Origin of the sequence: Actinomadura miaoliensis (assembly GCF_039536785.1) — a bacterium.
GTDB lineage: Bacteria > Actinomycetota > Actinomycetes > Streptosporangiales > Streptosporangiaceae > Spirillospora > Spirillospora miaoliensis.
In genome coordinates this window covers 41,867-65,462 of sequence record NZ_BAAAZG010000047.1, presented here as the reverse complement: position 1 = coordinate 65,462, position 23,596 = coordinate 41,867, and the positions used below count along the sequence as shown (strand labels likewise).

The following is a 23,596-nucleotide window of genomic DNA, read 5'->3' as shown; positions in this document are numbered from 1 at the left end:
TGCTGCTAGGGGATCAGGGCCCGCTGGGAGTCGGCGGCAGGGGGCATCCGCATGGTCGTCCAGGCCGGATCGACCGGCAGGACGGTGAACAAGCCGTCATCGCCCTTGCCCGTGGCAAGAACCCGGGCCGCGTAGACGGGGCCGGAGCCTGAACTCGGTGCGAGCAGCACCCCGAACCCGTCCTCAGCCCCCTTGGGCGCGGTGAGCTTCGCCTCGGCCGTCCCCCCGGCCGGAACCTTCACCTCCTGCGCACTGCCCGGCCCCGACGGGCCGACGGGCGTGACACGTACGGTTGCCCCCGCCTCGGGGGCGGTCAGGATCAGCGAGGCATCGAACCGGTTGTCGGCCACCGCACCGCCGTCCGCGCCCAGGGGAAGCACCGCCGCCCCGTAGGCCACGTCGGCACCGCGCTCGGCCGCGAACCCCGCGACGATGGGCCGATCGGACTCCAGCCGTACGGCGGCAGGCTTTCCCGACAGGGCACGGTCGAGATCCAGGGCCGTGACCGTCTCGGCGGGGGCGTCGAGCACGTCCTGCCCCTGCGGGGCGAACGACCCCTTGGCGGTGACCACCCGCACCCGTACGCGGGCGTCCTCCTCCCCTGGAACGGCCACAAGTAGCTGCCTTCGCCCGTCCCCACCGGGCAGCCCCGGTACGACCAGCGACGTGGCAGGCGGCTGCGCCTGCGGCAGCCACTCGATGCCCTTGCCCTCGTCGATCCGCACCCGCACGGCCGCCGCGACCCGCCCGGTGGTGGCACGCACCCGCAGGGAGAGATCCCGGGCCGAGGCGACCACGTCCCCCAGCCCGTCCCCCGCGTCGCCTATGCGCACGACCTTGGTGCTGTACGGCTCGACGGGGACGCCCCTGCCGTCGGTGGTGTCGAGCGGCCCCTCCCCGGACAGCCCGGTGACGTCCACGGAGGCGGGCTGGGCGTCCACGTTGGTGAGGTACAGCTCGATGCGTTCGGCGGCCACGGGGCCCGGCCCCACGAACCACAGGTCCGTGCCAGGCCGCTCGCACCGCGTGCCCGCCAGGCCACGGTCGGCTCCCCCCGGCCAATGTGTGGTGCGCTCCGCCTCAAGTCCGGGCGCCAGCGCCCCGGAGGCCCGCGCCGTGTACGACCCCTGGTCGCTCTTCAGACCGTCCTTCATCCAGAACGCCCCGGGCGACCCCACCGAGGCCACCCCGGTCCCGTCCCGCGTCTCCACCACATCGACGCGCCCAGCCGACCGCGCACGGGACGCCGACAGAAGACTCAACCGGCCGCTCTCCCCCGCCGGGCACACCACCACGGCAGACGTGACAGGCGCGGAAACCGCCTTGACCGCCCCAGCCGACCCCCCGGGCCGCGACAACGACGCCACCCCGTACAGGGCCACCAACGCCAACGCCACGAGCCCGGCCGTCGCGTACCGGAACCCGAGGAACCGCAGAACCCTGTCCATGCTCACCGCCGCTCCTCCGCCACACCCGCGTCCCGCGACTCCGCACCCCGCTCACCGCCAAGGGCACCCGCTTCCCCAGCGGAGGAGAACTCCGCGCCGTCCCCTGCCAAGCCGCCCCCACGACGAGAGCCCGCACGACGAGGGGAGCCGGCCTCGGCACCGGGCCCGGCCGCCTCACCATGCGACGAAGGCTCTACAAAAGGCTTGGAAGCCGCACCGTCCCGGAAGGGCTCGGCCGCAGGACGCGAGGCATCCCCAACAGCGTCAGAAGACTGCTCGCCGCGTCCGGCGGCCGGGTCCTCCTGAGTGTCGTCGAGGGTCGGCTTCGTAGTGGGGTTCGCGTTGTGCTGGACGGGGTCGGCCGGGAGGGCCAGGCCCTTGCGGCGTGGGAAGCGCTCGGCGAACGAGGCGGCCTTGGCGGCGCGGGAAAAGACTCCGCTGCGCCCAGCGTTCACCTCGGCGCGTGGCTTTGTGGCCGGCGGGGAGGCCGGGGCGCTTTGGGCGTGGCTCGGGGGGACGACGGGCGCGGCCGCCGTGTCTGTGCGGGGCTCACCGTCGCGTGTCAGGTGCCCATCGGGGGTGGTGGTCTCTCCCCGGTGGGCCGGGCTGGCGGTGGCAGTGGGGTTGGGTGAGGTGGCCTCAGCGGGGTGTCTCGGGGTGCTCGTGGGCGTGGGGAGGCCGTACGGGGGTGTCTCGTGTGAGGACGGGCCCTTGGGGGTGAGGGGGTAGGGCTCCTGTTGGGGGGTGCTCTCGCCGTCCGGGGTGGCTGCGCGGCTGTCCTCTGCGGGGGCGTCGGCGGGGGTCTTGTCCGAGGCGGCGGCGAGGTCCGCGGGGACTCGGCGGCGGGGGCGGCGGCGGTACCCGGGGGTGGGGGCCTCGGGGGTGCCTGGGAGGGCCAGGGCGGCCACCACCAGGACGGCGACGGCCTGGAGGGCGACCCAAGTGTGGCGCAGGATCATGCTGCGGGAGAGGTCGAACATTCCGCCGGAGGCGGGGATGTCGTAGGCCTGGGCCCAGCCGTCCACGGTCTTGCCCTTGAGGTCGCGTCCGTCGAGGGTGGCGCGCCAGCCGCCGTCGGCGGGTTCGGCCAGCAGGAGGGTCCGGGGGCCGTTGCCCGGGGGAATGCGGACGCGGGCGTTGGTGTGGTCGGAGGGCAGCGGGGTGATGTTCCGGCCGTCCAGGAGCATGAGGCGGCCGGCCGAGGGCTGCAGGCGCCAGACGCCGTAGGCGCCGGTGCGGTTGAGGCGGGTGAGTTCGGGGTTGGCGTCCAGGACTGGCGTGAGGGCGTCGCGGGCGGGGCGCGGAACCAGGACGTACTGGATGCCCATACGGGTGAGCCTGGGGCCGTCCCCCACGCGGCCTGCGGCCATTGCGGCCACGAGGTCCTGGAGGTGGTCGGGGCCGGGGGTCTCGTTCTCGCCCAGGCTCGGCTCGGTGCCGCGTAGGACGGTGTAGGAGACGCGTCCGTCGTCTTCGCGGTGCAGGACCAGGGTGCGCGGGCCTGTCGGGGCGTTGACGAAGAGCGGAACGGTGTGGGGGACGTGGCCGACAGGCCCCTCGGCGCCGTTCAGAACCCAGGCCCCTGCGGCGAGCAGGGGTGTCGCCACGGCGGCGACCCCGATGAGGCCGCCGGCGGCGGTGGCGACGAGGTGTCGGCCGAGGACTTCCGCGGCGCGCCGTACGGCGACGGCGGCCGCGAGCAGGATTCCGGCGGCGGCGAAGGTCAGCGCCACGCCGGGCCAGGCGGGGGCGCTGTCGGCCCCCTTGGTGACGGTGGCGGCGCTGATGAGGATCGCGGTGAGCAGCCCCAGGATGCCCACCGCCCAGCCCGCCGCGACGACGGTGCGGCGGCCCCGCAGCAGGAGGGCGCACAGCGCGGCCAGCACGAGGCCGTACATGGTCCAGCGGGCGGGGACGCCCGGACCGCCGGGGTTCAGCGTCAGCAGGTCGTGGGCGGTCGGCAGGGGCGGGGTGGCGCCGTGCAGGCCCGCCTCCAGCAGGAAGCGGGACGGGTGCAGCAGGAGGCCGACCGTCCACGGCAGGAGCAGCAACGGCGGTACGCCCAGGGCGATGACCAGGCGGGTGCGTACGCGGGGCCCGCCGAGCAGCACCCATGACAGCGCCCCGGCGGCGAGGGCCAGCAGCCACGTCAGCGGTACGAACGCCATCGCGATCGTCAGCAGGAAGGCCACCGCCCAGGCGGCGCGGTCGGCGCGGCGGGCGTCGGTGCTCCTGCGCGGCAGGCCGTAGAGGCGCACGGCTTGGACGGCGATGAGCGGCAGCAGCACAATGACGACGGACGTGCCGAACCGTCCGCTGGAGACCGCCCCTGTGGCGGACGGCAGCAGCGCGTAGGAGGCGGCGAACCACACCCGCACCGCGGCGCCGGGCACGCGCCGTCCGCGCGCCCTGCGGCCTATGCGCGGCAGTTGCACCATCAGGGTGCGCGACGCGTAGTAGGCCGTCAGCCCCGCCAACGGCACGCTCGCCAGGAGAAGCAGGGCCATCGCCAGCCAGGGCTTGCCGAACAGCACCGTGGACAACGCGGCCAGCACCGCCACGTACGGGGGGCTGCCGGCGTCCGAGCCCAGCCCCACGGGATGCCAGCCGGAGACGTACTGCGCCCACAGGTCGCCGGCTCCCCCCGAGGCGGGCACCAGCGCGCCCCCGCCGAGACGTCCGCCCGCGGTGAGCAGTGAGCGTTCCGCGGCCAGTGTCACGGCGGTGAGGGCGAGCACGAGCATGACGCCGGGGCGGGTCAGCACACGGCGCAGACGGCCGGGGCCCTCGGGGGCGGGTGTCTCGTCCTCGTCGTCGCGTGCGGACAGGCGGTTGAGGACGTTCTCGTAGAGGCGGCGGGGCGCGACACGGCGGGGCATGAGGCGGCGCACACTGCGGTAGACGTGTCTGCGTCCCTCGGCCCGCGCCTTGCGCGCCCTGCGGAGCCGTCCAGGCGCGCGTAGCACGTCGGCCAGCGCCGCCAGCTCGTCGCGTGCGTCCTGCGGCCGTTTGAGGATCGTCAGGTAGAGCGCCCGCGTCAGGGCGACGAGGAGGTTGCGTAGGAGAATTCGCGACGCGGCCCCCACCGGCACGTTCGCCAGGAGCGTGTAGAGGGCGTTGCGCCGGTCGCGGCGGCGCCGGGACTCGGCGAACATGCCGATCTCGCGCAGTCCCCTGTGGGACGCCTGCGCGTGGTGGACGACGGCGTCGCTGACGACGAGGACGCGGTGCCCGGCGGCGTGCGCGCGCCAGCAGAAGTCGATGTCGTCGCGGAACAACCCGAAGTCGGCGTCGAAGCCGCCGAGCCGGTCCCACACGTCGCGGCGCACCAGCATCCCGGCGCTGCCGACGGCCAGCACGTCGCGGACGCCGTCGCGCTGTCCCTGGTCCAGCTCGTGACGGTCCAGGCCGGTCTCGCGGCGGCCCGCGCCGTCCATGGACACGCCCAGTTCCAGCAACGTGCGGCGGTCGTACCAGTCGCGGGCCTTGACGCCGAGCACCGCGGCGCGGGGGTCGGCGTCGGCGACGCGCAGCAGCAGCGCGAGCGCGTCGGGCGCGGGGGCGGAGTCGTCGTGCAACAGCCACACCCATTCGGTGCGGGGCTCGCCGGGCCGGTCGTCGGGGACGGGGAGGGACGCGGCGGGGTGGCGCAGGGCCTCGGCGATGGCCTGCCCGTAGCCGGTGGCGCGGGGCAGGGTCAGCACGTTGCCGGTGCCGGCGACCTCGGCCAGCACGGCCGGGCCGCGGTCGCGGCTCCCGGTGTCCACGGCGACGAGGCGTTGCACCGGCCGCGTCTGTGTCAGCAGCGCCTTCAGCGTCTCCGGAAGCCAGCGCGCGCCGTCATGGGCGACGAGGACCGCCGTGACGACGTGGCGATCGACAGTGGGCGACAAGGGTCCGCTCGATCTGTGGGTCGACAGTCAGCAGCCGTGCCGGCCGGGGGCCGACACGGCTGACAACTGTACGCGCGCCGTAGCGGACGCGTCCGGGATCTCCCCGGATCGGCGGCGCGACGAATTGCGCGCGGCGCCGCCTTCGGCCCTCCCCGGCTCCGGGGTCACGGGGAGGGCCGTTCGGTCAGACGGCCTGACGCTTCAGCTTGCGACGCTCCCGTTCCGACAGTCCCCCCCAAATACCGAAACGTTCGTCATGCTGCAGCGCGTACTCCAGGCACTCGGCCCGAACCTCGCATGCGCGGCACACCTTCTTGGCTTCGCGAGTGGAGCCGCCCTTCTCCGGAAAAAATGCCTCCGGGTCCGTCTGCGCGCACAGTGCACGCTCCTGCCAGCCCAACTCTTCGCCCTCTGTGCCGTGCGCCAGCGGGATGACCACCTCGCTCACAGCGCACCTCCTAGCCCGTGGAGCCCCCCTGGTCACTGCCTTCCCTCGAGCTCCATCCCCCGAGAAGGCATAGAACTACACCCACGAAATTACACGCGTGTAGCGCCCGGTCCGTCAAGCGGAACCAGTTTCCGAGGGGACAAAGAGGGTTTTTTGGGTATCGCCGCGATCGGCTTTGGCACGGAGATCAGATAAACGCGCCGTAGGTCACTGTGAGGGGCGGTTGTCGCGGTACCAGTCGCCGCCCTCATCGGACCGTTGCTCGCCCTGCTGCGAACCATAGCCGGGCTGAGCCGGCGACTGGCCCTCCTGACCCGAACCGCCGCCGCCGTACGCGCGCGTCCAGTCGCCGACGTCGTCGCCGTCCGAGTCCTGCTGCTGGGCGCCGCCGCCCTGGCCGTACTGCTGTTGCCCAGGCTGAGCCTGTCCAAACTGCCCTTGTCCGAATTGCGCCTGCCCCGGCTGGGCCTGGCCCGGCGCACCGGGCTGCCCCGGCCCCGGCTGCGCGGCCCCCGGCTGCTGGTAGCCCTGAGGCTGCCCGTACTGCTGCGGGTAGCCCGGCTGCGGCTGCTGGTAGGGCTGCTGGTACGGCTGGGCGTACGGCTGCTGACCGGGCTGACCGGGCTGTCCCGGCTGGCCGGGCGGGACGCCCTGCCCCTGCTGGTAGCCGAAGTCGGGGTACCCCGGAGGCATCTGCGCCACCCCCTGGGGACGGGCGGGCTGCATGCCCTGGAACACCGTCAACACGAACCAGCCGCCCGCGCCGACCACCGCGAGCTTGGCCGCGCAGTACAGGAAGATGGCCAGCTTGGAGCCCGCGCTCGCGTACTGGGAGTCCACGAACAGCGAACCCAGCAGCGCGATGACGCCGAACAGCGCGACGCCGCCGAGCACGCCCAGCGCGCCCATGGTGATGGTGCGGGCCTGCGGAGTGGGCGCCGGGCCCCAGGTCACCAGCGCGACCGCCAGCGCCGCCAGCGCCACCACGGTCACGTGCGTGAAGAAGCCGTCGCCGGCTTCGGCGTACGCCCGGTACTTGAAGCCGTCACCCCCGCCGATGAACAACATGATGATGCCCGCGAGCAATTGCAGTCCGGCTGCGGCGACCAATATCCAGGCGACCGGTTCACGCAGACGTCGGACGGCTTCGGTGTTCACCACGACCTCTCCAGACGTACGCAATGGGTTGTTCCGCAAAGCTTTGCACATCGCGTGCCCCGTCGTCTCATCCGGAAACCGCCCCGGCCCTGCGGCGAGGGCCGCCTCCGGGGCGCCCTAGGCTGGGCGCATGAGGATCGTGGCGCTGGCGGGCGGCATCGGTGGAGCCCGCTTCCTGCGCGGGCTGCGGCTGGCGGCCCCGGACGCGGAGATCACCGTCATCGGCAACACCGGGGACGACATATCGCTGTTCGGGCTACGGGTCTGTCCCGACCTGGACACGGTGATGTACACGCTCGGTGGCGGCATCAACGAGGAGCAGGGCTGGGGCCGCGCTGACGAGACCTTTACGGTCAAGGAGGAACTGGCCGCCTACGGGGTGGGGCCGGGCTGGTTCGGTCTGGGCGACCGCGATTTCGCCACCCACATCGTGCGCACCCAGATGCTGGCCGCGGGCTACCCGCTGTCGGCGGTCACCGAGGCCCTGTGCGACCGGTGGAAGCCGGGCGTGCGGCTGATCCCGATGACCGACGACCAGGTCGAGACCCACGTCGTCATCGACGACCCCGAGAAGGGCCGCCGCGCGATCCACTTCCAGGAGTGGTGGGTGCGGCTGCGGGCGTCCGTCCCGGCCCGGTCGATCGCGCCGGTGGGCGCGGACGACGCCAAGCCGGCGCCCGGGGTCCTCGACGCGATCCAGGACGCCGACGTGGTGCTGTTCCCGCCGTCCAACCCGGTGGTGAGCATCGGGACGATCCTGTCGGTCCCCGGCATCCGCGACGCGGTGGCGGCCCGCACCGTCGTCGGCGTGTCGCCGATCATCGGCGGGGCCCCCGTGCGGGGCATGGCCGACGCCTGCCTGACCGCGATCGGGGTGGAGACCTCGGCCGCGGCGGTGGCCGCCCACTACGGCCCGGACCTGCTGGACGGCTGGCTGGTGGACGAGACCGACACCGACGTGGAGGTGCCGGGCATCGCCGTGCGCTCCCGGCCGCTGCTGATGACCGACGAACGCGCCGCCGCCGACATCGCCGGCGCCGCCCTCGACCTGGCCCGCGAGCTGACGAAGGACGCCGAATGAAACTGGAGATTTTCGGCGTCCCGGGCCTGCCGGAGGTCACCGAGGGCACCGACATCGCGGCCCTGCTGCCCGCCGACGCCATCGCCGACGGCGACGTCCTCGTCGTCACGTCCAAGATCGTCAGCAAGGCCGAGGGACGCGTGCTGGTCGCCGACGACCGGGAGAAGGCGATCGACGCCGAGACCGTCCGCGTGGTGGCCCGTCGCCGCCACCCGGGCGGCGAGACCCGCATCGTCGAGACCCGGCAGGGGCTGGTGCTGGCCGCCGCCGGGGTCGACGCGTCCAACACCGCCCCCGGCACGGTCCTGCTGCTCCCCGAGGACCCGGACGCCTCCGCCCGCCGCATCCGTGCGGGCGTCCGGGAACGCACGGGGCTGAACGTGGGCGTCATCGTGTCCGACACGTTCGGGCGTCCGTGGCGCAACGGCCTGACCGACGTGGCGATCGGCGCGGCCGGCCTGGCGCCGCTGCACGACCTGCGCGGCCGCGACGACGCGTACGGCAACCGCCTCGACGCGACGATCACCGCCGTCGCCGACGAACTCGCCTCCGCGGCCGAACTGGTCAAGGGCAAGCTCGACGGCGTGCCGATCGCCGTCGTCCGGGGCCTGGACGGCCTGGTCACCGACGACGACGGCCCGGGCGCCCGCGCGCTGGTGCGCCCCGCCTCCGAGGACATGTTCCGGTACGGCTCCGCCGACGTGCTCTACGCCCGGCGCACCGTCCGCGAGTTCACCGCCGACCCCGTGGATCCGGCCGCCGTGCGCCGGGCGGTGGCAGCGGCCATCACCGCCCCCGCCCCCCACCACACCACGCCGTGGCGCTTCGTCCTGCTGGAGTCACCCGAATCCCGGGTGCGCCTGCTGGACGCCATGCGCGACGCCTGGGAGGCGGACCTGCGCCGCGACGGCTTCTCCGACGAGTCGATCGCCAAGCGCCTGCGCCGCGGCGACGTGCTGCGCCGCGCCCCCTACCTCGTGGTGCCGTGCCTGGTGATGGACGGCTCGCACGACTACCCCGACGAGCGCCGCTCCCAGGCCGAACGCGAGATGTTCGTCGTCGCCACGGGCGCCGGAGTGCAGAACCTCCTCGTCGCCCTGGCCGTGGAGGGCCTGGGCTCCTGCTGGGTGTCCAGCACGATGTTCTGCCGCGACGTCGTCCGCAAGACCCTGGACCTGCCCGCCGACTGGGACCCGATGGGCGCCGTGGGCATCGGCCACGCCGCCGCCCCGCCCCGCGAACGCCCGCCCCGCTCCCCCGACACCTTCATCGAGGTCCGCTGAGTTCCACAAGGGCGTTGACGCTGCATCGCGTGGTGCGTCAGCCTACTGTCTGCTGATCAATCCCTGTTGTGGGGAGGCAGGGCTCGGTGAGCGCACCACCCGGGTGGTACCCAGATCCGCAATGGATGGGGCGCGAAAGGTACTGGGACGGGCAGACCTGGACGGACCAGTCACGCCCGTGGACCGGCAAGGCCGCCGCCATGACCGAGCACGTCGCACCCCCGGCCACCCGCCGTCCCGCCCGCAAGGCGTTGACCCGGGCCCGGGGGCCCGCGAACGTGCCGGCGCGCGAGACACCGCCGGCGAAGGCGCTGAGCCTGCGCCCCCAGCCGGCAACGCCCCCCGCGAAGGGCTCACACCGTCCGGGAATGTGGCCGACCACGGTGACCTTGGTCACCGTGGTCGCGGTCCTCGCCGGCGAGGCCGCGATCATCGTCCCGCTCGCCTACGCGGCGCACCTGGCCTGGCCGTCGTGGGGCGCGCTGGTCCCGTTCGCCGCCTGGTGCGGGCTCGCGCTGTTCACCTTCCTACCGGCGGCTCAGTCATGGAGCGCACGAACCCACGGCTGCCGCGAACCGACCGCCTCCGAGCGCTCCCGCCTCGAACGGCCGTGGCGCGCCCTCCTGCACCGCGCCGGCCTCCGTGACCGGCAGTACCGGCTCATGGTCACCGATTCGGACGACCTGAACGCCTGCACACCGGCCCGACGAATCGTGACGGTCACCACCCACGCCGCATCACTGCCCACACCGCACCTGGAGGCCGTCCTCGCTCACGAACTGGGCCACAAGCGCGGCCTGCAGTCCCTGCCCGCGTTCGTCACCACCCACCTCACGCTGCCGAGCCGAACACTGAGGTGGACGCTACGAACACTGTGGTCGCCAGTCGTCCCCATGTGGAAGCGGGCCGTCGCCTGGCACCGCCCGATCGGCTTCCTCATGGTCTTCCTCCTGGCCGCCGTCGCCACGACCGTCACCCTGCTCGCGGCACTCCCGGCCGTCATTGCCTACGCCGCCACAACCCTCACCCGGCTGTCGAAAGCCCCCGCGGACTCCGAAGCAGACCGCCTCGCCGTCCACCTGGGCCTGGGCCCCGAACTACTGACCGCAGTAGAAACCCACATCGAGAACACCGCCCCCTCCGCCGCACTCCCCCTCCCCCTCGTCCAACGCGCCCAACACCTCCGCCGCACCCTGCCCCCTACCTGATCAATTCCCCCGCAACTAATCACACCTCACCCAAGTCAACCGTCGCCACCCGCTCGCCCCACCACACAGATAAGCAAGCTCGTAGCGATCGAGTCCCGCCTTCTCCACGGGATCACCTCCGCATTCAGCCGACTTCTCGGTCATGCAGGGGTGCACGGTCACTACCGATCTCCTGACGTGCCGGAATGTCGCCTACCTGAGTTCGATCATCTGCTCGGAGCAGGTAGGACGCTGCCACTGTTCGACTGGTTTCCGGACGGAGGTCGAGACCCACGGCTCTGCGTCATCGAGAGGCCGATCAGAGAAGCAAGCGGTCGGCAACCTGAGCTGTGCACGCGCTTTCCGCGACCAACCTTGTCAGGCGGCTCCTCATCGGCTACAGAGATCAGACTTACGACCTCCCAGGCATCAACTGGCGGGTTTCTCCGCCGACGCAGACCACCCGTTGACCACGAACCTGATCACTTCGCCGAGTATCCAGCCATTGTCTACTCCAATTGATCACCGCCGTGCAGAGCCTTTCCGGATTACCCGCGCCACGACCATGGCTCGCGCACCTCGCCATCCGTGTCTCTCCTGACCGCGTCGCAGAGCTATGCTTTTCTTCAGACGAAGACGAGAACAGGCCGCTGCATGGCCGTCGTTCGGACAAGACCGCCGGGAGAAGCATGGACGAGAACCCCGCAGAACCGCGTCCCTGGGTACAGACAGTGAGCGACGACTGCCCTGTCAGTGAAGCCCAGCAGGTATGGATCGAGGCGTCCTTGAAGTGGTTCGCGGGTGAATTCGGCCGGGAACCGCTGAACAACGGGATCGTACTCCCGGGCCCGAATCTGTTTTCCGGATACACCGGGACGCCGCGGCAGATCAACCGCTTGATCGCCGCCGTGTGCACGTTGATGTCGCTGAACCCGTCCGACCTCACCGTGGAGTTCTTCGACCTGCGAGACGAGGACGATTCGCAGGTGCGAGAGGAGAAGCGCGCCGTGGGGCATTACTACGTCCGTGACGGCCGACCCGTCATCGGACTGGACGTGAGCGAGGCGTCCGACGCGGACTATCTGACGGCGATCATCGCCCACGAACTGTGCCACGTCCGACTTCTGGGTGAAGGTCGTATCACCGCCGAGCGCAGCGACCACGAGCGGCTGACCGATCTCCTCACCGTCTATCTCGGATTCGGAATCTTCAGCACCAACGCCGCGCTGAGATACGGAAAGGCCACGCGTGGCTTCTCCGTCCAGCCAATGGGCTATCTGGACGAGCGCACACTCAACGCCGTCCGCAACGACGGCTATGCACGGATCGGCTACCTCAGAGAACCCGAGTTCGGCTACGCGATGGCCTGCTACGCCTGGCTGCGCCACGAAACAGAGCCCAGCTGGGCCGGCCACCTCGATCCCGGGCCGCGCGCCCACCTCAGACAGGGCCTGGCGTATCTTTCCCGCCACGCCCGGCCGGGCGAACTTCCGACCACCCGAACCGACGGCATCCCAGTCTCGGTCCACCTGGGAACGAAGAGCTCACTCCCCGGCCTCCACTTCCCGTTCCCAGTATTCAGACGAAGCGCCTTGCCTCCTGCTCCTCCACAGCGATAGCACCACCTCGAACAGCACCCCGCCTGTTGGAATCACCACACAGATGCACCGAACCAGCTTCCGCGCCGCCAGCGCCCCAGCAGGCGGCGGTGCACCGCGTTAGGGCGTAGCCGCCCGCAGGAACGCGCCCAGCGCGCCCGGACCCGCCCGAACGCCACTGGCATGCACGCGCCCCGCAGCCGGTCGGCGCCATCGCTGGTGTCGGCGCCCGCATGCACCGCCGCCATCAGTGACATCACCTTCATGGCCGGATTGGCGCCCCCGCTGTTGCCCGCATCGGTGATGCGCAGCGCCCCGGTAGTCAGCTCGGGCAGTCCCATCCGCTCAGCCAGGCACACCGCCGGCACCAGCCCGGCATCGGCGATCAGGTTCGGTTCATCAAAGGCAGCGGCCACCGCCGGTGCCGCGTGAGGGGATTGCACTTACGGCATGCCTCGCCGTTCTGCGTTGCTGGATCTTGGACAAGCCCATAATCGCAGGCCACGAGGCGCCCCTTTTGTCGTTTCCGCCACCTGAACGCCAGTCAGCCGCTGGATCGAGACCCCCAGTCGCACCGACGGCGCTGTATAAAGCCTGAACCGTCTGGCCAGGGGTCAGAGCTGTAGAGTCGGATCAGGTCAGGCCTGCTTCGAATGGAAGGGTCGGTGGCAATCCCGACGGACGGCCGCGACCCGATCTGCCCGCCTTTCTTATACGCGATGGGAACTCCGCCCACTATCGCATATGAATCGTCGCCGTCAATAATGAACTCTCGTGCGCCGATACTGAAGACGTAGAACTCCTCGTTCTCGACGATCACCCGATCGTCCAGGCAGAAGGTGCCATGAGCCCATCCACGCTCGAAGCGTTCGCGGACGACCTCTTGAGCCTCCTCGTAGGTCACTGACACTGTTCAGCCAATTCCCGAGCAGAGTTCAAGAGATCATCCAGCGCGGAGTCGTCAAAATTCGCGTCTGAAGCCAACGCCATCAGCATCATGAGTTGGGCATGCGCCTTTGACTCGTCGCCCGCCCTGTCGAGCGCCTCGCCGGTGTTCGCCTCGTCGCCGAGCGCGCGACGCATCAGGCTCTCGGCCACTCGGGCATCGATCAGACCAGCTTGTTCACCAAATGAGGCACGCACGCCGGCCACGTACCGAATCACCTTGTCGAGCGACCAGGTCGGCGAAAACATCCTGCGAACCAGCAGGACGAACGCGGCCCAGATCAGCAACTCATACCCTTGGGCCCGCCCGGATTCCAGCAGCCTCTTGTGCAACGGAATCCATACTTCGGGTTCCTCCAAGAGATAGGACCGCAATGCCTTGACGTGCTCATCGGTCACTTGCATGCTCGACATGTCAAGAGGGCTGACTGAGCCAATGGTCAGCCGTCTTACGCGCTTCGGCGAGAAACTCGTCCAGCGCTGCGCCATCGAGTTCCTCGTCGAGAACCAATGCGGTAAGCACGAAAAGTTGAGTGCTGATTACGGTCTCGTCGTCGAGGTCTGCATCGACCTCATCACCGAGTGCAGCTCGTATCATGACCTCGGCAGCAAGCGGGTCGATCTCCGTCCCTTGCTCGTCGAAACGTGCACGCACCTCGCCAACATATTCGACCACGTCGGCCTTGTTGAGCTGCCCAGAGAATCGTCGATCGACTGCCTCGAAGAATGCAGCGGCGATCAAGGCGGTATAGCCCCTAGCGGCGGCACCTCGATCAAGCTGGGGCCACAGACGCTCGTATTCTTCAAAGTCCCTCGCCAGATGGGCACGAAGAACCGCGACCTCCTGGTCGGTAACAGCCATTGTCATCCACCCTTTCTACTACGCACTTTTCGCCGAAGCCATCGGACACCCTCACCTGCCAGCACACCCGTAACCAGAGCTGAAGTCACCACGTTCCCAGCATCAAGCCCCTGATGGGGTGCAGGGGCGATGTCAGCGCCAGTCCGCGTCTCAGCCTTGCCTGTCGGGGGGCGACCTTTGAGCACGTCCTGTATTTTGCCAGCCGTCTTGCCCGCACGATCAACCAGTCGTTCGCCTTCTCGATGGAAACCTCTGCGGAAGGCTTCACTTCGAGATTGTTTCTCATTCTCCAGCTTCGCAATCCGGTCCCCTGTCCGGTCAGTGGGGTCCGGAACTGGATCACCGACATCTCCCCAACCGCCGTATGCACCGGCGGGGTCGAGGTACTCCCGAAGGGGACGGCCATTGATCGTGAGTTGGAAGCGCGTGGAGGCGTCGTTTGACGCCGGGGCCTGCTCGGTGACGGGCGCTGGTAGGGCCTCGGCTGTTGCGGGCTCGGGTTGTTGGCGGGCGGGCTCGATGACCGGAGTTGGTGCGTCACCCTCGGGTTCGGGCGCGTCGGCATCGCCGACTGGCGGCTGGGTGTCCGCGCGGTCGGTGGGGTCCTCGGCTGTGGCGACTTCATTGGGGCCAGTCTTGCCTGGGTCGGTGGCGTCGCGCGACTGGGCCGGTGCATTCGTGTCCAACTCGCCGGTGTTGTTGGTCGGCTGGTCGGCGTTGGGCTTCGAAGGTTCGGTGGTGGGAGGAGCGTCGAACGGGGAGTCCGGGGCTTTGGCGGCGGCGACGGGCTCGGGCGGCGGTGGCTGGTCGGTGGGGCCGGGTGCCTTTGAAGGGGCGTCGGGTGAGGCATTCGGGGTTGTGGCCTGGGGGCTGTCGGCGACGGCGAGGGTGGGGGGTTGCCGCTGGTCTTGGCGGGGTGGTTGGTCGGCAGGAGCTTTGCCGGAGGGGGCGTCGCTGGTGGAGGTGGGGTCCTTGGCGGCCTTGGCTGGATCGTCGAGGAGAGCTGTGTCAGTGGCCTCGGACGGGCGGTGGGTGGTGCCTTCTGCCGGCGGGGTGCGGTCTGGTTTGGTCTCGCCTCCTTCGGCGCTGGAGTGTCGGTCCGTTGTCTCGGGTGACTGAGGCTTGGACGTGGTGCCTTCCGTGTTCGTTTCGCGGACGCGCTGGGACTCCCGGCCGCGGGTGGCCTCCTTGCCGCCCTCGGCTCGTGGTTCCGAAGTGGCGGCTTCCTCGGACGCGCGGCGTGGGCCCAGGTCCGTCACCTCTGGAGGCTGCTTACCCGTGCCTTCGTCGTCCTTGGTGCTCGGGGCGCGTTCGGGGGTGGCGGTGTCCTGGGGGCGGGTGGTGGCTTCTCGGGAGGTGCGGCGGGGGCTCCAGTCGGTTGGGGTGGGGGTGTGCTCGTCCGCAGGGGTGGTGGACGGCTTGTCTTGGGGCTGGGTGGTGGCTTCTCTGGAGGCGCGGCGGGGGCTCCAGTCGGTGGGTTGCTCCGGTGCGGTGGTCGGTTTTTCTTGCGGTGTGGGGCGGGGCTTGTCCACGGACGGCTTGTCGTCGCGTTGGGCGGTTTCAGGAGCCTGGGCGGCGGCGCGGCTTTCGGCTCGGGAGGGTTGGCCTGGGGCGCCCGGCCTGTCGGGTGGGGGCGGTGGAGGCTTTTCGGGGGTGCGTGGGGCCTCGGTGGTTTCGGGGCGGGTGTCGTTGTTGGTGTGCTCGACGGCCATGCTTATTCCTTTCCGCCGAACAGGGGTGGGGGGCCTTGGCGTGGTGGGGTTTCGCCGGGTGGCTGTCGGCGAGGGGGTGTCGGTCGCGCCTGGCTTGAGTGGTCGTCTTGCTGGCGTGGGCCGGTTTGGTAGCCGGGCGGGGGGCCTGGCGCGTAGGGCAGGGGTGGTCTGGGAGCGGCTGGGGTGGGTGGGGTCAGCCACTGGGGGGTTGGGGCGGCGGCGGACGGGGTGATGGCCTGCTGGGGAGGCGGGAGCGGGGCTGTGCTTACGCGGTCGAGGGTGATGATGGCCGGGTCGCACTCGACGGGGGTGAGGGTGCGGCCGCCGCCTGGGGCGGACTCCACCAGGAGGAGGGCGTGGTCGGGGAGGTGCTGCAGTGTGACCGGTTCGACGGCGTACTCGTAGACGCGTTGGATGCTGTCGGAGTCGCTCCAGTTGGTGCCCTCCGCGTAGGCGTAGGCGGCGGACCAGTTGCGGGAGGTGGAGACGGTGCGTCCCTCGGTGTCGCTGTGGCTGGTGGAGCCGCCTCGGTTGCTGCCCTTGCCGCGGGAGGTGGAGCGGTCGGGGAACAGTCCGCCGCCGGAGTAGTTGGCGCCGGACGAGCGGGACGTGCCCCAACTGGTGGAGGTTCCGGTGGTGTGGCTGGTGCTGTGGCTGTCGGAGTCGCCTTCGCCGGTGGTGTCGGTGGTGGTGTGGGACTCGTTGCCGCCGACGTTCTTGGTGATCTGGGAGAGGACGAAGCGGTGGTCGCGGCCGATGAAGTCGGCGGCGCGGGTGGCGTCCTCGTGGTTGCCCAGCCGCATGAACGCCACCGCGCCGCCGCCGATCAGCTCCGCGGACGTCTCGCGCAGGCGCCGGAACATGAAGGTCAGCGGCACGCCGCGGCGTTCGCAGGCGTCCGACAGGCGTTCCAGGTGGCGGCGGGCCAGTTCGTCGGCGCCCGCGACGACGAGTGCCGGGGTGGAGTCGTGGGAGGCGGTGATGCGCTGGGTGACCCACTGGACGATCAGGTCGGTCAGCAGGTCGGCGCGGACGTTGCGGGCCTGGCTGTCTAGGGCGATGCAGGTGAGGTAGCCGGCCCGCCCCGAGCCGGCCCGCGCCGAGCCGGCCCGCCCCGAGTCGGCCCGCGTCGAGCCAGAGCGGGCCTCGGTGCCGAGGTTCTCCAGGGGGTGGATGTAGGACTCGATCCTTGACAGGTTCGTGTGCGCCTGGCGCCGGTACTCCACCGAGAACAGCTCGCCGGCGATGCGCCGGCGTTCGTCGCGGGTGAGGGTCTCGGAGGTTTCGGGTTCGCCCATCAGGACGCGGAGCGCCGCGGCCATCCGGCCGAGGGTGACCTGGTCGCCGAGGGCGTCGCAGACCTTGGTCAGGATGCGGTCGTCCATGCTGCGGTCGGCGCGGGCGGCGTCCGGGGTGCCGCCGTGCATGGATTCCACGATCGCGTCCACGAGGTCCCGGGGCGGCAGGCCGGACAGCAACGTGGAGGACGCCTGGCGGCTGGGGAGCAGTTGGGCGTCCACGTCGATCCCGCCCTCTTCGGCGAGTGCGACCAGTTCCCCGCTGACCAGTTCGCGGGACAGGTCGAGCACCAGGAGGGGTTGGGTGGCGAGGGCGGACGCGCCGTACGTGGTGAGCAGGGCCTCCCAGGACCAGAGTGTGCCGCCGAACACGTCCAGGCGGCGGGAGGGGCGAGGGACCGCGCTCCATTCCGGCAGGGCGTTGACGCGGGCTTGTTCGGCGGCCTCGTGCGCCTGCTTGCGTTCCCGCCACTGCCGGGCTTCGGCCTGGTAGCCGCCGGTGGTCTGGTGTTGGGCCAGCTCGTAGGCCTGACGTGCCTGTTCGCGTTGCCGGACGGCGAGCAGGGTCAGGGCCGGCCAGGGGATCGCGGCCAGCAGGGCGAGCACCCACAGCGTCGTGGAGCCGCCCATGACGGCGGAGAGCGACGCCAGGACCGCCGCGCCGAGAAGGCCGAGCGGCAGGGTGCGGCGCAGCCGGCGACGCGCGAGCCGCTCGGTCTCGGCGACCCGGCGTTTCAGGTATTCGGGCAGGTGACGCTGTTGCGGCGGGGGTTCGGAAAAGGGCCGCAGAAACCACCAGCGGTCCCGGAACACCCAGCCCAGGCGGGGGTCGGGATGGAAGAGTGCGGCGCGGCGGGTCAGCACGCGCTGATGATCGATCGGTTCGCCGGTCACCACGCTGAGCCCCCGTTTCCCCGTTCTCCCGTCTCGATCACGCGGCGTTGCTCCGGCTTCGGGAGCGATTACCGCAAACAACCCAAGCAGATTGACACGGAACTTGTCACCACGCCCGATCAGAAACGGGGGTTCACATTGGAATCCTTGCTCAATAGCCTGACCGGGCCGCGACGACCGAAGGAGGATCCAGGCAGCGATGACCGGTGGGTCGGTTTGGGATGTCGTGCGGGGCTTGCCGGTGTGCCGGCTGCTGGAGGTGCCGCGGCGGTCCGGTGACGAGCCCGAGGCCGAGGGACGTGACGAATGGCGGGATCAGCGGGTGGCGGCGCTGGTGTCGGCCTACCACTCGGGGGACGGTGCGGTGCTGCTGGGGTGGCGGCGTGCGCAGGCGTTCGGGCCGACCGAGGTGTTCGTCGGCGGGGACGCGCTGATCGCGGGCCAGGCCGGCGCGGAGGCTCCGGCCGGTTCGGTGACGCTCAGCCTGCCGGCGGGTGGACGCGGCGTCATGCTGCCGGACGGGGCCGTCGACGCCGCGATGGGCGCCCTGCCGTACTGGGTCCGGATCGGCGGCATCGCCGACGGGCTGCTGGCGGACGCCGCCGTGCCGGGCCTGGGTGAGTCGGCGCGGCCGTCGTTGGAGGAAGGGCTGCTGTCGGTCTGGATGCGGCCGTTCGCCTGGATGATGGTGGCCGAACCGGTGGGTCCGGTGGAGGCGGCGAGCCTGGCCGATGATCTGGCCGACCGGCAGCAGCATGCCCGTTCGATGGCGGACATGTCGCCCGAGAACGCGGTGGCGGCCGATCGGCTGGAGCGCCGGCACCGCGAGCTGCGGCAGGCCGTCACGTCGGGTCTGTGGCGGGTTCATCTGATGGCGGGGGCCGCTACGGCGCGGGACGCCGCGCGGGTGGCGGCATTGGTGTGCGCGTCCGCCGACCTTGACCGGCTTCCTTATGCGCTGGTGCCGGAGCCCGCGGACGACGCGGCGGTTTTCCCGTTCGAGGCGAGCACGCAATTGGTGGCGGCGTTGGCGCGTCCTCCGATCAGGGAAATCGCGGGGGTCCGGTTCGTCATGCGGCCGGAATTCGACGTCACGCCCGAATCCGTGCCCGACCCGGCGGCCGCGGTGCGGCTGGGGCAGGTGCTGGACCGCAATCGCCGCGAAGTGGGGCCGTTGGTCCTGCCTTTGACGAGCCTGAACAGGCACACTTTCGTGTGCGGTGCCACCGGTGCCGGTAAGTCCCAGACCGTGCGGGCGTTGCTGACGGCCGCGAGCCTGGCCGGGCTGCCCTGGCTGGTGGTGGAGCCCGCCAAGGCCGAGTACCGGCTGATGGCCGCCCGGCTGGCCGGGGAGGCGGAGGTCGTGGCGATCCGGCCCGGCGACGCCGAGGCGATCGCGGCGGGGATCAATCCGCTGGAGCCCGCGGCCGGGCCCGACGGGCGGCCCTTTCCCTTGCAGACCCATGCCGATCTGGTGCGCGCGCTGTTCCTGGCGGCGTTCGAGGCCGACGAGCCCTTTCCCCAGGTTCTGTCGGCCGCGCTGACCCGCTGCTACGAGCGGCTCGGCTGGGATCTGGCGCTGGGCGAGCCGGTCGTCCCGGGCACGCGGCCCCGCTATCCGACGCTGGCCGACCTGCAGGCCGTCGCGGAGCAGGTGGTGGACGAGATCGGCTACGGGCAGGAGATCACCGACAACGTCCGCGGCTTCATCCGTGTCCGGCTGTCGAGCCTGCGGCTGGGCACCACCGGGCGGTTCTTCGAGGGCGGCCATCCGATCGACTTCGACCGGCTGCTGGCGCGCAACGTGGTGCTGGAGATCGAGGACGTCGGGGACGACCGTGACAAGGCGTTCCTCATGGGGACGGTCCTGGTGCGTCTGGTGGAGCATCTGCGGTTGCGGCAGCGGCATGACGGCGTCGCCGCCGGGGGGTTGCGGCATCTGAGCGTCTTCGAGGAGGCGCACCGGCTGCTGCGCCGCAGCGAGCAGGCGGGGCCGGCCGCCCACGCGGTGGAGACGTTCGCCAGCCTGCTGGCCGAGATCCGCGCCTACGGGGAGGGACTGGTGATCGCCGAGCAGATCCCGTCCAAGCTCGTCCCCGACGTCATCAAGAACACCGCCGTCAAGATCGTGCATCGGCTGCCCGCCCAGGACGACCGGGACGCGGTCGGCGCCACCATGAACATCACCGAACGGCAGTCGCAGTTCCTGGTCACCCTCACGCCCGGGGAGGGCGCGGTGTTCACCGACGGCATGGACTACCCGCATCTGGTCCGCATGCCGGACGGCACGCGCCTGGAGAGCACGTCCACGGCGACGGCGGCCTCGCCCGGGGTGCTGGTGTCTCCTCGTAGTGGTACGTGCGGGGCCGACTGCCGCGACTCTCCCTGCACGCTGCGGGACATGCGGACCGCCCAGCGCGTCCTGGGCGATCGACCGGACTACGTGCTGTGGGCGGAGCTGGCGACGGCGGCGCACCTGACCGGGTGGGGGTGTCCCGTTCCCGACGCCGCCGCCCTGGGCGCGTTGCGGGCGCTGCCCGCGCGCGTGCGCGACTGCGCGATCTCCCACGCCGTCGACGCCGCCATCGCCGCCCGCTCCACGGCGATCCCGCCGACGTGCGACCCGCGCGGGTTCGCCGATCACCTGGCGGAGGTGCTGCGCGGCCGTCTGGACGGCAAGAGCGTCTGCGTCGGTGAGGAGGCCGAGTACTTCGCCACCCCGTACCGGTGGTGCGTGGTGCTGGAGGACCTTGAGCGCGCCCACCGCCGGTCACCCGGCGCCGGGCGCCATCCCCGCAGTGACGAATGGGAGGCCGTCTACGGACGGGCCGTCCCCGGCGCGACGCTCGCCGAGCAGCTCGGACACGTCACCGCCTGGTGGAACCGCGACCAGCGCGACCAGGCCACCCGCGCCGCCGCGCTGTGGGGCACGACCACGCCGTCGGCGATCGAGACCGCCGTGGGCGCCCGCCGCGACGACGCCGACTGGGCCGAGCGGCTACGGGAGGCCACCGCCGCGCTGAGCAACGCCGACGGTCTGCTCGGGTCGTATCTTCCGCCCCCCGTGCCGGAGGCCGGCGACGTGTCCTGACCTCCGGCCGGGGGCGCCGTCCAAGGGCGCCCCCGGCCGGACTGGTCAGGCGCCGATGAGGGGGAGGCCCTTGCCGAAGTGGCCTACGCCGTCGGTGCGGCGGGCGGCCTCGATGCGTTCTTCGGGGACCTCGCCGTACAGGGTGGTGCGCTGGCGGGCGGGGCGGCCCGCCTGGGCGGCGATGGCCTCCAGGGAGCTGATGGTCTTGAAGGAGCCGTTCTCGGAGCCGGCCATGCGGCTGATGGTCTCCTCCATGAGGGTGCCGCCCAGGTCGTTGACGCCGCCTTGCAGGACGCGGGTGCACAGCTCGTCGCCCAGTTTCACCCAGGAGGTCTGGATGTTGGGGATGGCGCCGTGCAGCAGGATGCGGGCCAGCGCGTGCACCGCGACGTTCTCGCGGGCGGTGGGGCCGGGACGGGCGAGCCCGGCCAGGTAGATGGGCGAGTTGTGGTGGACGAACGGCAGCAGCACGAACTCGGTGAAGCCGCCCGTCCGTTCCTGGATGGAACGGATCAGCTTGATGTGGGCCACCCAGTGCGCGGGCGTGTCGACGTGGCCGTACATCATCGTGGACGTCGTCGGCAGGCCGATCTCGTGGGCGGTGGTGACGACCTCGATCCACTGGTCGGTGGGCAGCTTGCCCTTGGTGAGCACCCAGCGGACGTCGTCGTCCAGGATCTCGGCGGCGGTGCCGGGCAGCGAGTCGACCCCGGCGGCCTTGGCCTCCTGGAGCCACTCGCGGATCGACATGTCGGTGCGGGACGCCCCGTTGACGACCTCCATCGGGCTGTAGGAGTGCAGGTGGATGCCGGGGGCACGGCGCTTGACCTCGCGGGCGAGGTCGAAGTACGCGGTGCCGGGCATGTCGGGGTGGATGCCGCCCTGCATGCAGATCTCGGTGGCGCCGGCCTCCCACGCCTGGTCGACGCGGTCGCCGACCTGCGCCAGCGACAGCGTGTAGGCGTCGGCGTCGGTGCGGCGCTGGGCGAACGCGCAGAACCGGCAGCCGGTGTAGCAGACGTTGGTGAAGTTGATGTTGCGGGTGACGACGTAGGTGACGTCGTCGCCGACCGCCTCGCGGCGCAGGTCGTCGGCGAGTTTCTGCAGCGCGTCCAGTTCGGGGCCGTCGGCGTGCAGGAGGGCGAGGGCCTCGTCGTCCGACAGGCCGGCGGGGTCGGTCTCGGCGGCGGCGAGCGCGGCCTTGACGTCGGCGTCGAAGCGCTGCGGGGCGTTCATGCGCTCGCGCAGGGCGTCCCAGTCGCCGTAGACCGAGTCGAAGTCCTCGCGGCGGTCGCCGGTGCGGCCGGTGGTGTCGATCTCCACGTGCAGGTCGGTGCGGCCGGACGACTCCAGCCCGCCGTCGGGTTCCTGCCAGGGACGGCCCTGGAGCACCGCGTCCTCGCGGGCCAGGCCGGTCGCGGGGTCGGCGAGGGCGGCGACGTGCGCGCTCAGGCGGGGGTCGAGCCACGGTTCGCCGCGCTTGAGGTACTCGGGGTAGATGGTCAGGCGTTCGCGCAGCTCGAAGCCCGCGGCGGCGGTCCTGGCGGCCAGCTCGTCGATCTGCGGCCAGGGACGCTCGGGGTTGACGTGGTCGGGCGTGAGCGGTGACACGCCGCCCCAGTCGTCGATGCCCGCGCGCAGCATCAGCGCGTACTGGTCGTCGACCAGGTTGGGCGGCGCCTGGATGCGCGCCTTGGGCCCGAGGACGAGCCGGGTGACCGCGATGGTGGCGGCCAGCTCCTCCAGCTCGGCGTCGGGCGTGCCGCGCATCTTGGTGTCGGGCTTGGCGCGGAAGTTCTGGACGATCACCTCCTGGATCGCCCCGTACTCGCGCATCGTCCGGCGGATCGCGAAGATCGCGTCGACGCGTTCGGCGGGCGTCTCGCCGATGCCGATGAGGATCCCGGTGGTGAACGGCACGTTGGTGCGGCCGGCGTCCTCCAGCACGCGCAGCCGCACGGCGGGGTCCTTGTCCGGGGACCCGAAGTGCGGGCCGCCCTTCTCGCTGAACAGCCGTGTCGCGGTGGTCTCCAGCATCATGCCCATGGACGGCGCGACCGGCTTGAGCCGCTGGAAGTCGCGCCAGGACATCACCCCGGGGTTGAGGTGGGGCAGCAGCCCGGTCTCCTCCAGGACCCGGATGGCCATCGCCCGCACGTACGACAGGGTGTCGTCGTAGCCGTGCGCGTCGAGCCACTCGCGGGCCTGCCGCCAGCGGTCCTCGGGCTTGTCGCCGAGGGTGAACAGGGCCTCCTTGCAGCCGAGCGCGGCGCCCTGGCGGGCGATCTCCAGCACCTCGTCGGGGCTGAGGTACGGGGCGTCCAGCCGGTGCGGCACGGTGGCGAACGTGCAGTAGCCGCAGCGGTCCCGGCACAGGCGGGTCAGCGGGATGAAGACCTTGCGGCTGTAGGTGATGATCCCGGGCCGTCCGGCGGCGGCCAGGCCGGCGTCGCGGGTCCGGGAGGCGTGGTCGAGCAGGTCGTCGAGCCGCGCGCCACGGGCGTGCAGCAGGGTGGTGGCCTCGTCGAGGTCGAGCGTCTTGCCGTCGCGTGCCCGGGCGAGGGCCCGGCGGAGCGCGGAGTCCGTTACAGCACCAGCGTCCATGCAGGCACTCTATGCCAATCGTCATATTTCACGCCCATGGGGGCGGGGCGAAAAGACGCGACGAAGTGGGCAGCCCCGCGGGGCCCGCGCTTAT

16 protein-coding genes are annotated in these 23,596 nt (G+C 71.2%); 5 read left to right on the top strand and 11 right to left on the bottom strand.

What is annotated here, in order from left to right:
- Positions 1-5: 5 nt before the first annotated feature.
- From ABD811_RS29640 to ABD811_RS29625, 4 genes are all read right to left on the bottom strand, one after another.
- Positions 6-1,448, bottom strand: a complete 1,443-nt coding sequence (locus ABD811_RS29640) for a DUF5719 family protein (RefSeq protein ID WP_344954971.1) — start codon at positions 1,446-1,448, stop codon at positions 6-8.
- Between the two features lie 2 nt (positions 1,449-1,450).
- Positions 1,451-5,341, bottom strand: coding sequence for a glycosyltransferase (locus ABD811_RS29635; RefSeq protein WP_344954350.1), 3,891 nt, complete (start codon positions 5,339-5,341; stop codon positions 1,451-1,453).
- Positions 5,342-5,525: 184 nt separating this feature from the next.
- On the bottom strand, positions 5,526-5,789 hold the full coding sequence (locus ABD811_RS29630; protein WP_067907771.1) for a WhiB family transcriptional regulator: 264 nt from the start codon (positions 5,787-5,789) through the stop codon (positions 5,526-5,528).
- 207 nt (positions 5,790-5,996) lie between these two features.
- Positions 5,997-6,950: a hypothetical protein gene (locus ABD811_RS29625; protein WP_344954344.1), complete on the bottom strand. Its 954-nt coding sequence runs from the start codon at positions 6,948-6,950 to the stop codon at positions 5,997-5,999.
- A 127-nt stretch (positions 6,951-7,077) separates the two neighbouring features.
- Between ABD811_RS29625 and cofD the strand changes: the two genes are divergently transcribed.
- From cofD to ABD811_RS29605, 4 genes are all read left to right on the top strand, one after another.
- Positions 7,078-8,028, top strand: a complete 951-nt coding sequence (gene cofD / locus ABD811_RS29620; RefSeq protein WP_344954342.1) for a 2-phospho-L-lactate transferase — start codon at positions 7,078-7,080, stop codon at positions 8,026-8,028.
- Positions 8,025-9,311, top strand: a complete 1,287-nt coding sequence (locus tag ABD811_RS29615; RefSeq protein WP_344954340.1) for a coenzyme F420-0:L-glutamate ligase — start codon at positions 8,025-8,027, stop codon at positions 9,309-9,311. The genes cofD and ABD811_RS29615 overlap by 4 nt, the downstream gene beginning before the upstream one ends.
- Positions 9,312-9,379: 68 nt before the next feature.
- Complete coding sequence (locus ABD811_RS29610; protein WP_344954338.1) at positions 9,380-10,519, top strand: M48 family metalloprotease; 1,140 nt, start codon at positions 9,380-9,382, stop codon at positions 10,517-10,519.
- 668 nt (positions 10,520-11,187) lie between these two features.
- The gene (locus tag ABD811_RS29605) at positions 11,188-12,117 is read left to right on the top strand and encodes a hypothetical protein (RefSeq protein ID WP_344954336.1); all 930 of its coding nucleotides are present in this window, start codon (positions 11,188-11,190) and stop codon (positions 12,115-12,117) included.
- Between the two features lie 32 nt (positions 12,118-12,149).
- Here the strand turns inward: ABD811_RS29605 and ABD811_RS29600 are convergent, their stop codons facing one another.
- From ABD811_RS29600 to ABD811_RS29575, 6 genes are all read right to left on the bottom strand, one after another.
- Positions 12,150-12,512: a hypothetical protein gene (locus ABD811_RS29600; protein WP_344954334.1), complete on the bottom strand. Its 363-nt coding sequence runs from the start codon at positions 12,510-12,512 to the stop codon at positions 12,150-12,152.
- 128 nt (positions 12,513-12,640) lie between these two features.
- Complete coding sequence (locus ABD811_RS29595; RefSeq protein ID WP_344954332.1) at positions 12,641-13,000, bottom strand: hypothetical protein; 360 nt, start codon at positions 12,998-13,000, stop codon at positions 12,641-12,643.
- Positions 12,997-13,446 carry a hypothetical protein gene (locus tag ABD811_RS29590; RefSeq protein ID WP_344954330.1) on the bottom strand — a complete coding sequence of 150 codons (450 nt, stop codon included), beginning with the start codon at positions 13,444-13,446 and terminating at the stop codon, positions 12,997-12,999. The genes ABD811_RS29595 and ABD811_RS29590 overlap by 4 nt, the downstream gene beginning before the upstream one ends.
- A gap of 10 nt (positions 13,447-13,456) precedes the next feature.
- Positions 13,457-13,903, bottom strand: a complete 447-nt coding sequence (locus tag ABD811_RS29585; protein WP_344954328.1) for a hypothetical protein — start codon at positions 13,901-13,903, stop codon at positions 13,457-13,459.
- Positions 13,904-13,905: 2 nt separating this feature from the next.
- Entirely contained in the window at positions 13,906-15,615 is a 1,710-nt protein-coding gene (locus ABD811_RS29580; RefSeq protein ID WP_344954326.1) for a hypothetical protein, read from the bottom strand.
- A 2-nt stretch (positions 15,616-15,617) separates the two neighbouring features.
- Complete coding sequence (locus ABD811_RS29575) at positions 15,618-17,777, bottom strand: hypothetical protein (protein WP_344954324.1); 2,160 nt, start codon at positions 17,775-17,777, stop codon at positions 15,618-15,620.
- A 256-nt stretch (positions 17,778-18,033) separates the two neighbouring features.
- On the opposite strand from ABD811_RS29575, the gene ABD811_RS29570 reads away from it, so the two are divergent.
- On the top strand, positions 18,034-20,898 hold the full coding sequence (locus ABD811_RS29570) for an ATP-binding protein (RefSeq protein ID WP_344954322.1): 2,865 nt from the start codon (positions 18,034-18,036) through the stop codon (positions 20,896-20,898).
- Between the two features lie 45 nt (positions 20,899-20,943).
- Here ABD811_RS29570 and ABD811_RS29565 read toward each other — a convergent pair whose 3' ends face one another.
- Positions 20,944-23,502 carry a bifunctional FO biosynthesis protein CofGH gene (locus tag ABD811_RS29565; protein WP_344954320.1) on the bottom strand — a complete coding sequence of 853 codons (2,559 nt, stop codon included), beginning with the start codon at positions 23,500-23,502 and terminating at the stop codon, positions 20,944-20,946.
- Positions 23,503-23,596: the final 94 nt, after the last annotated feature.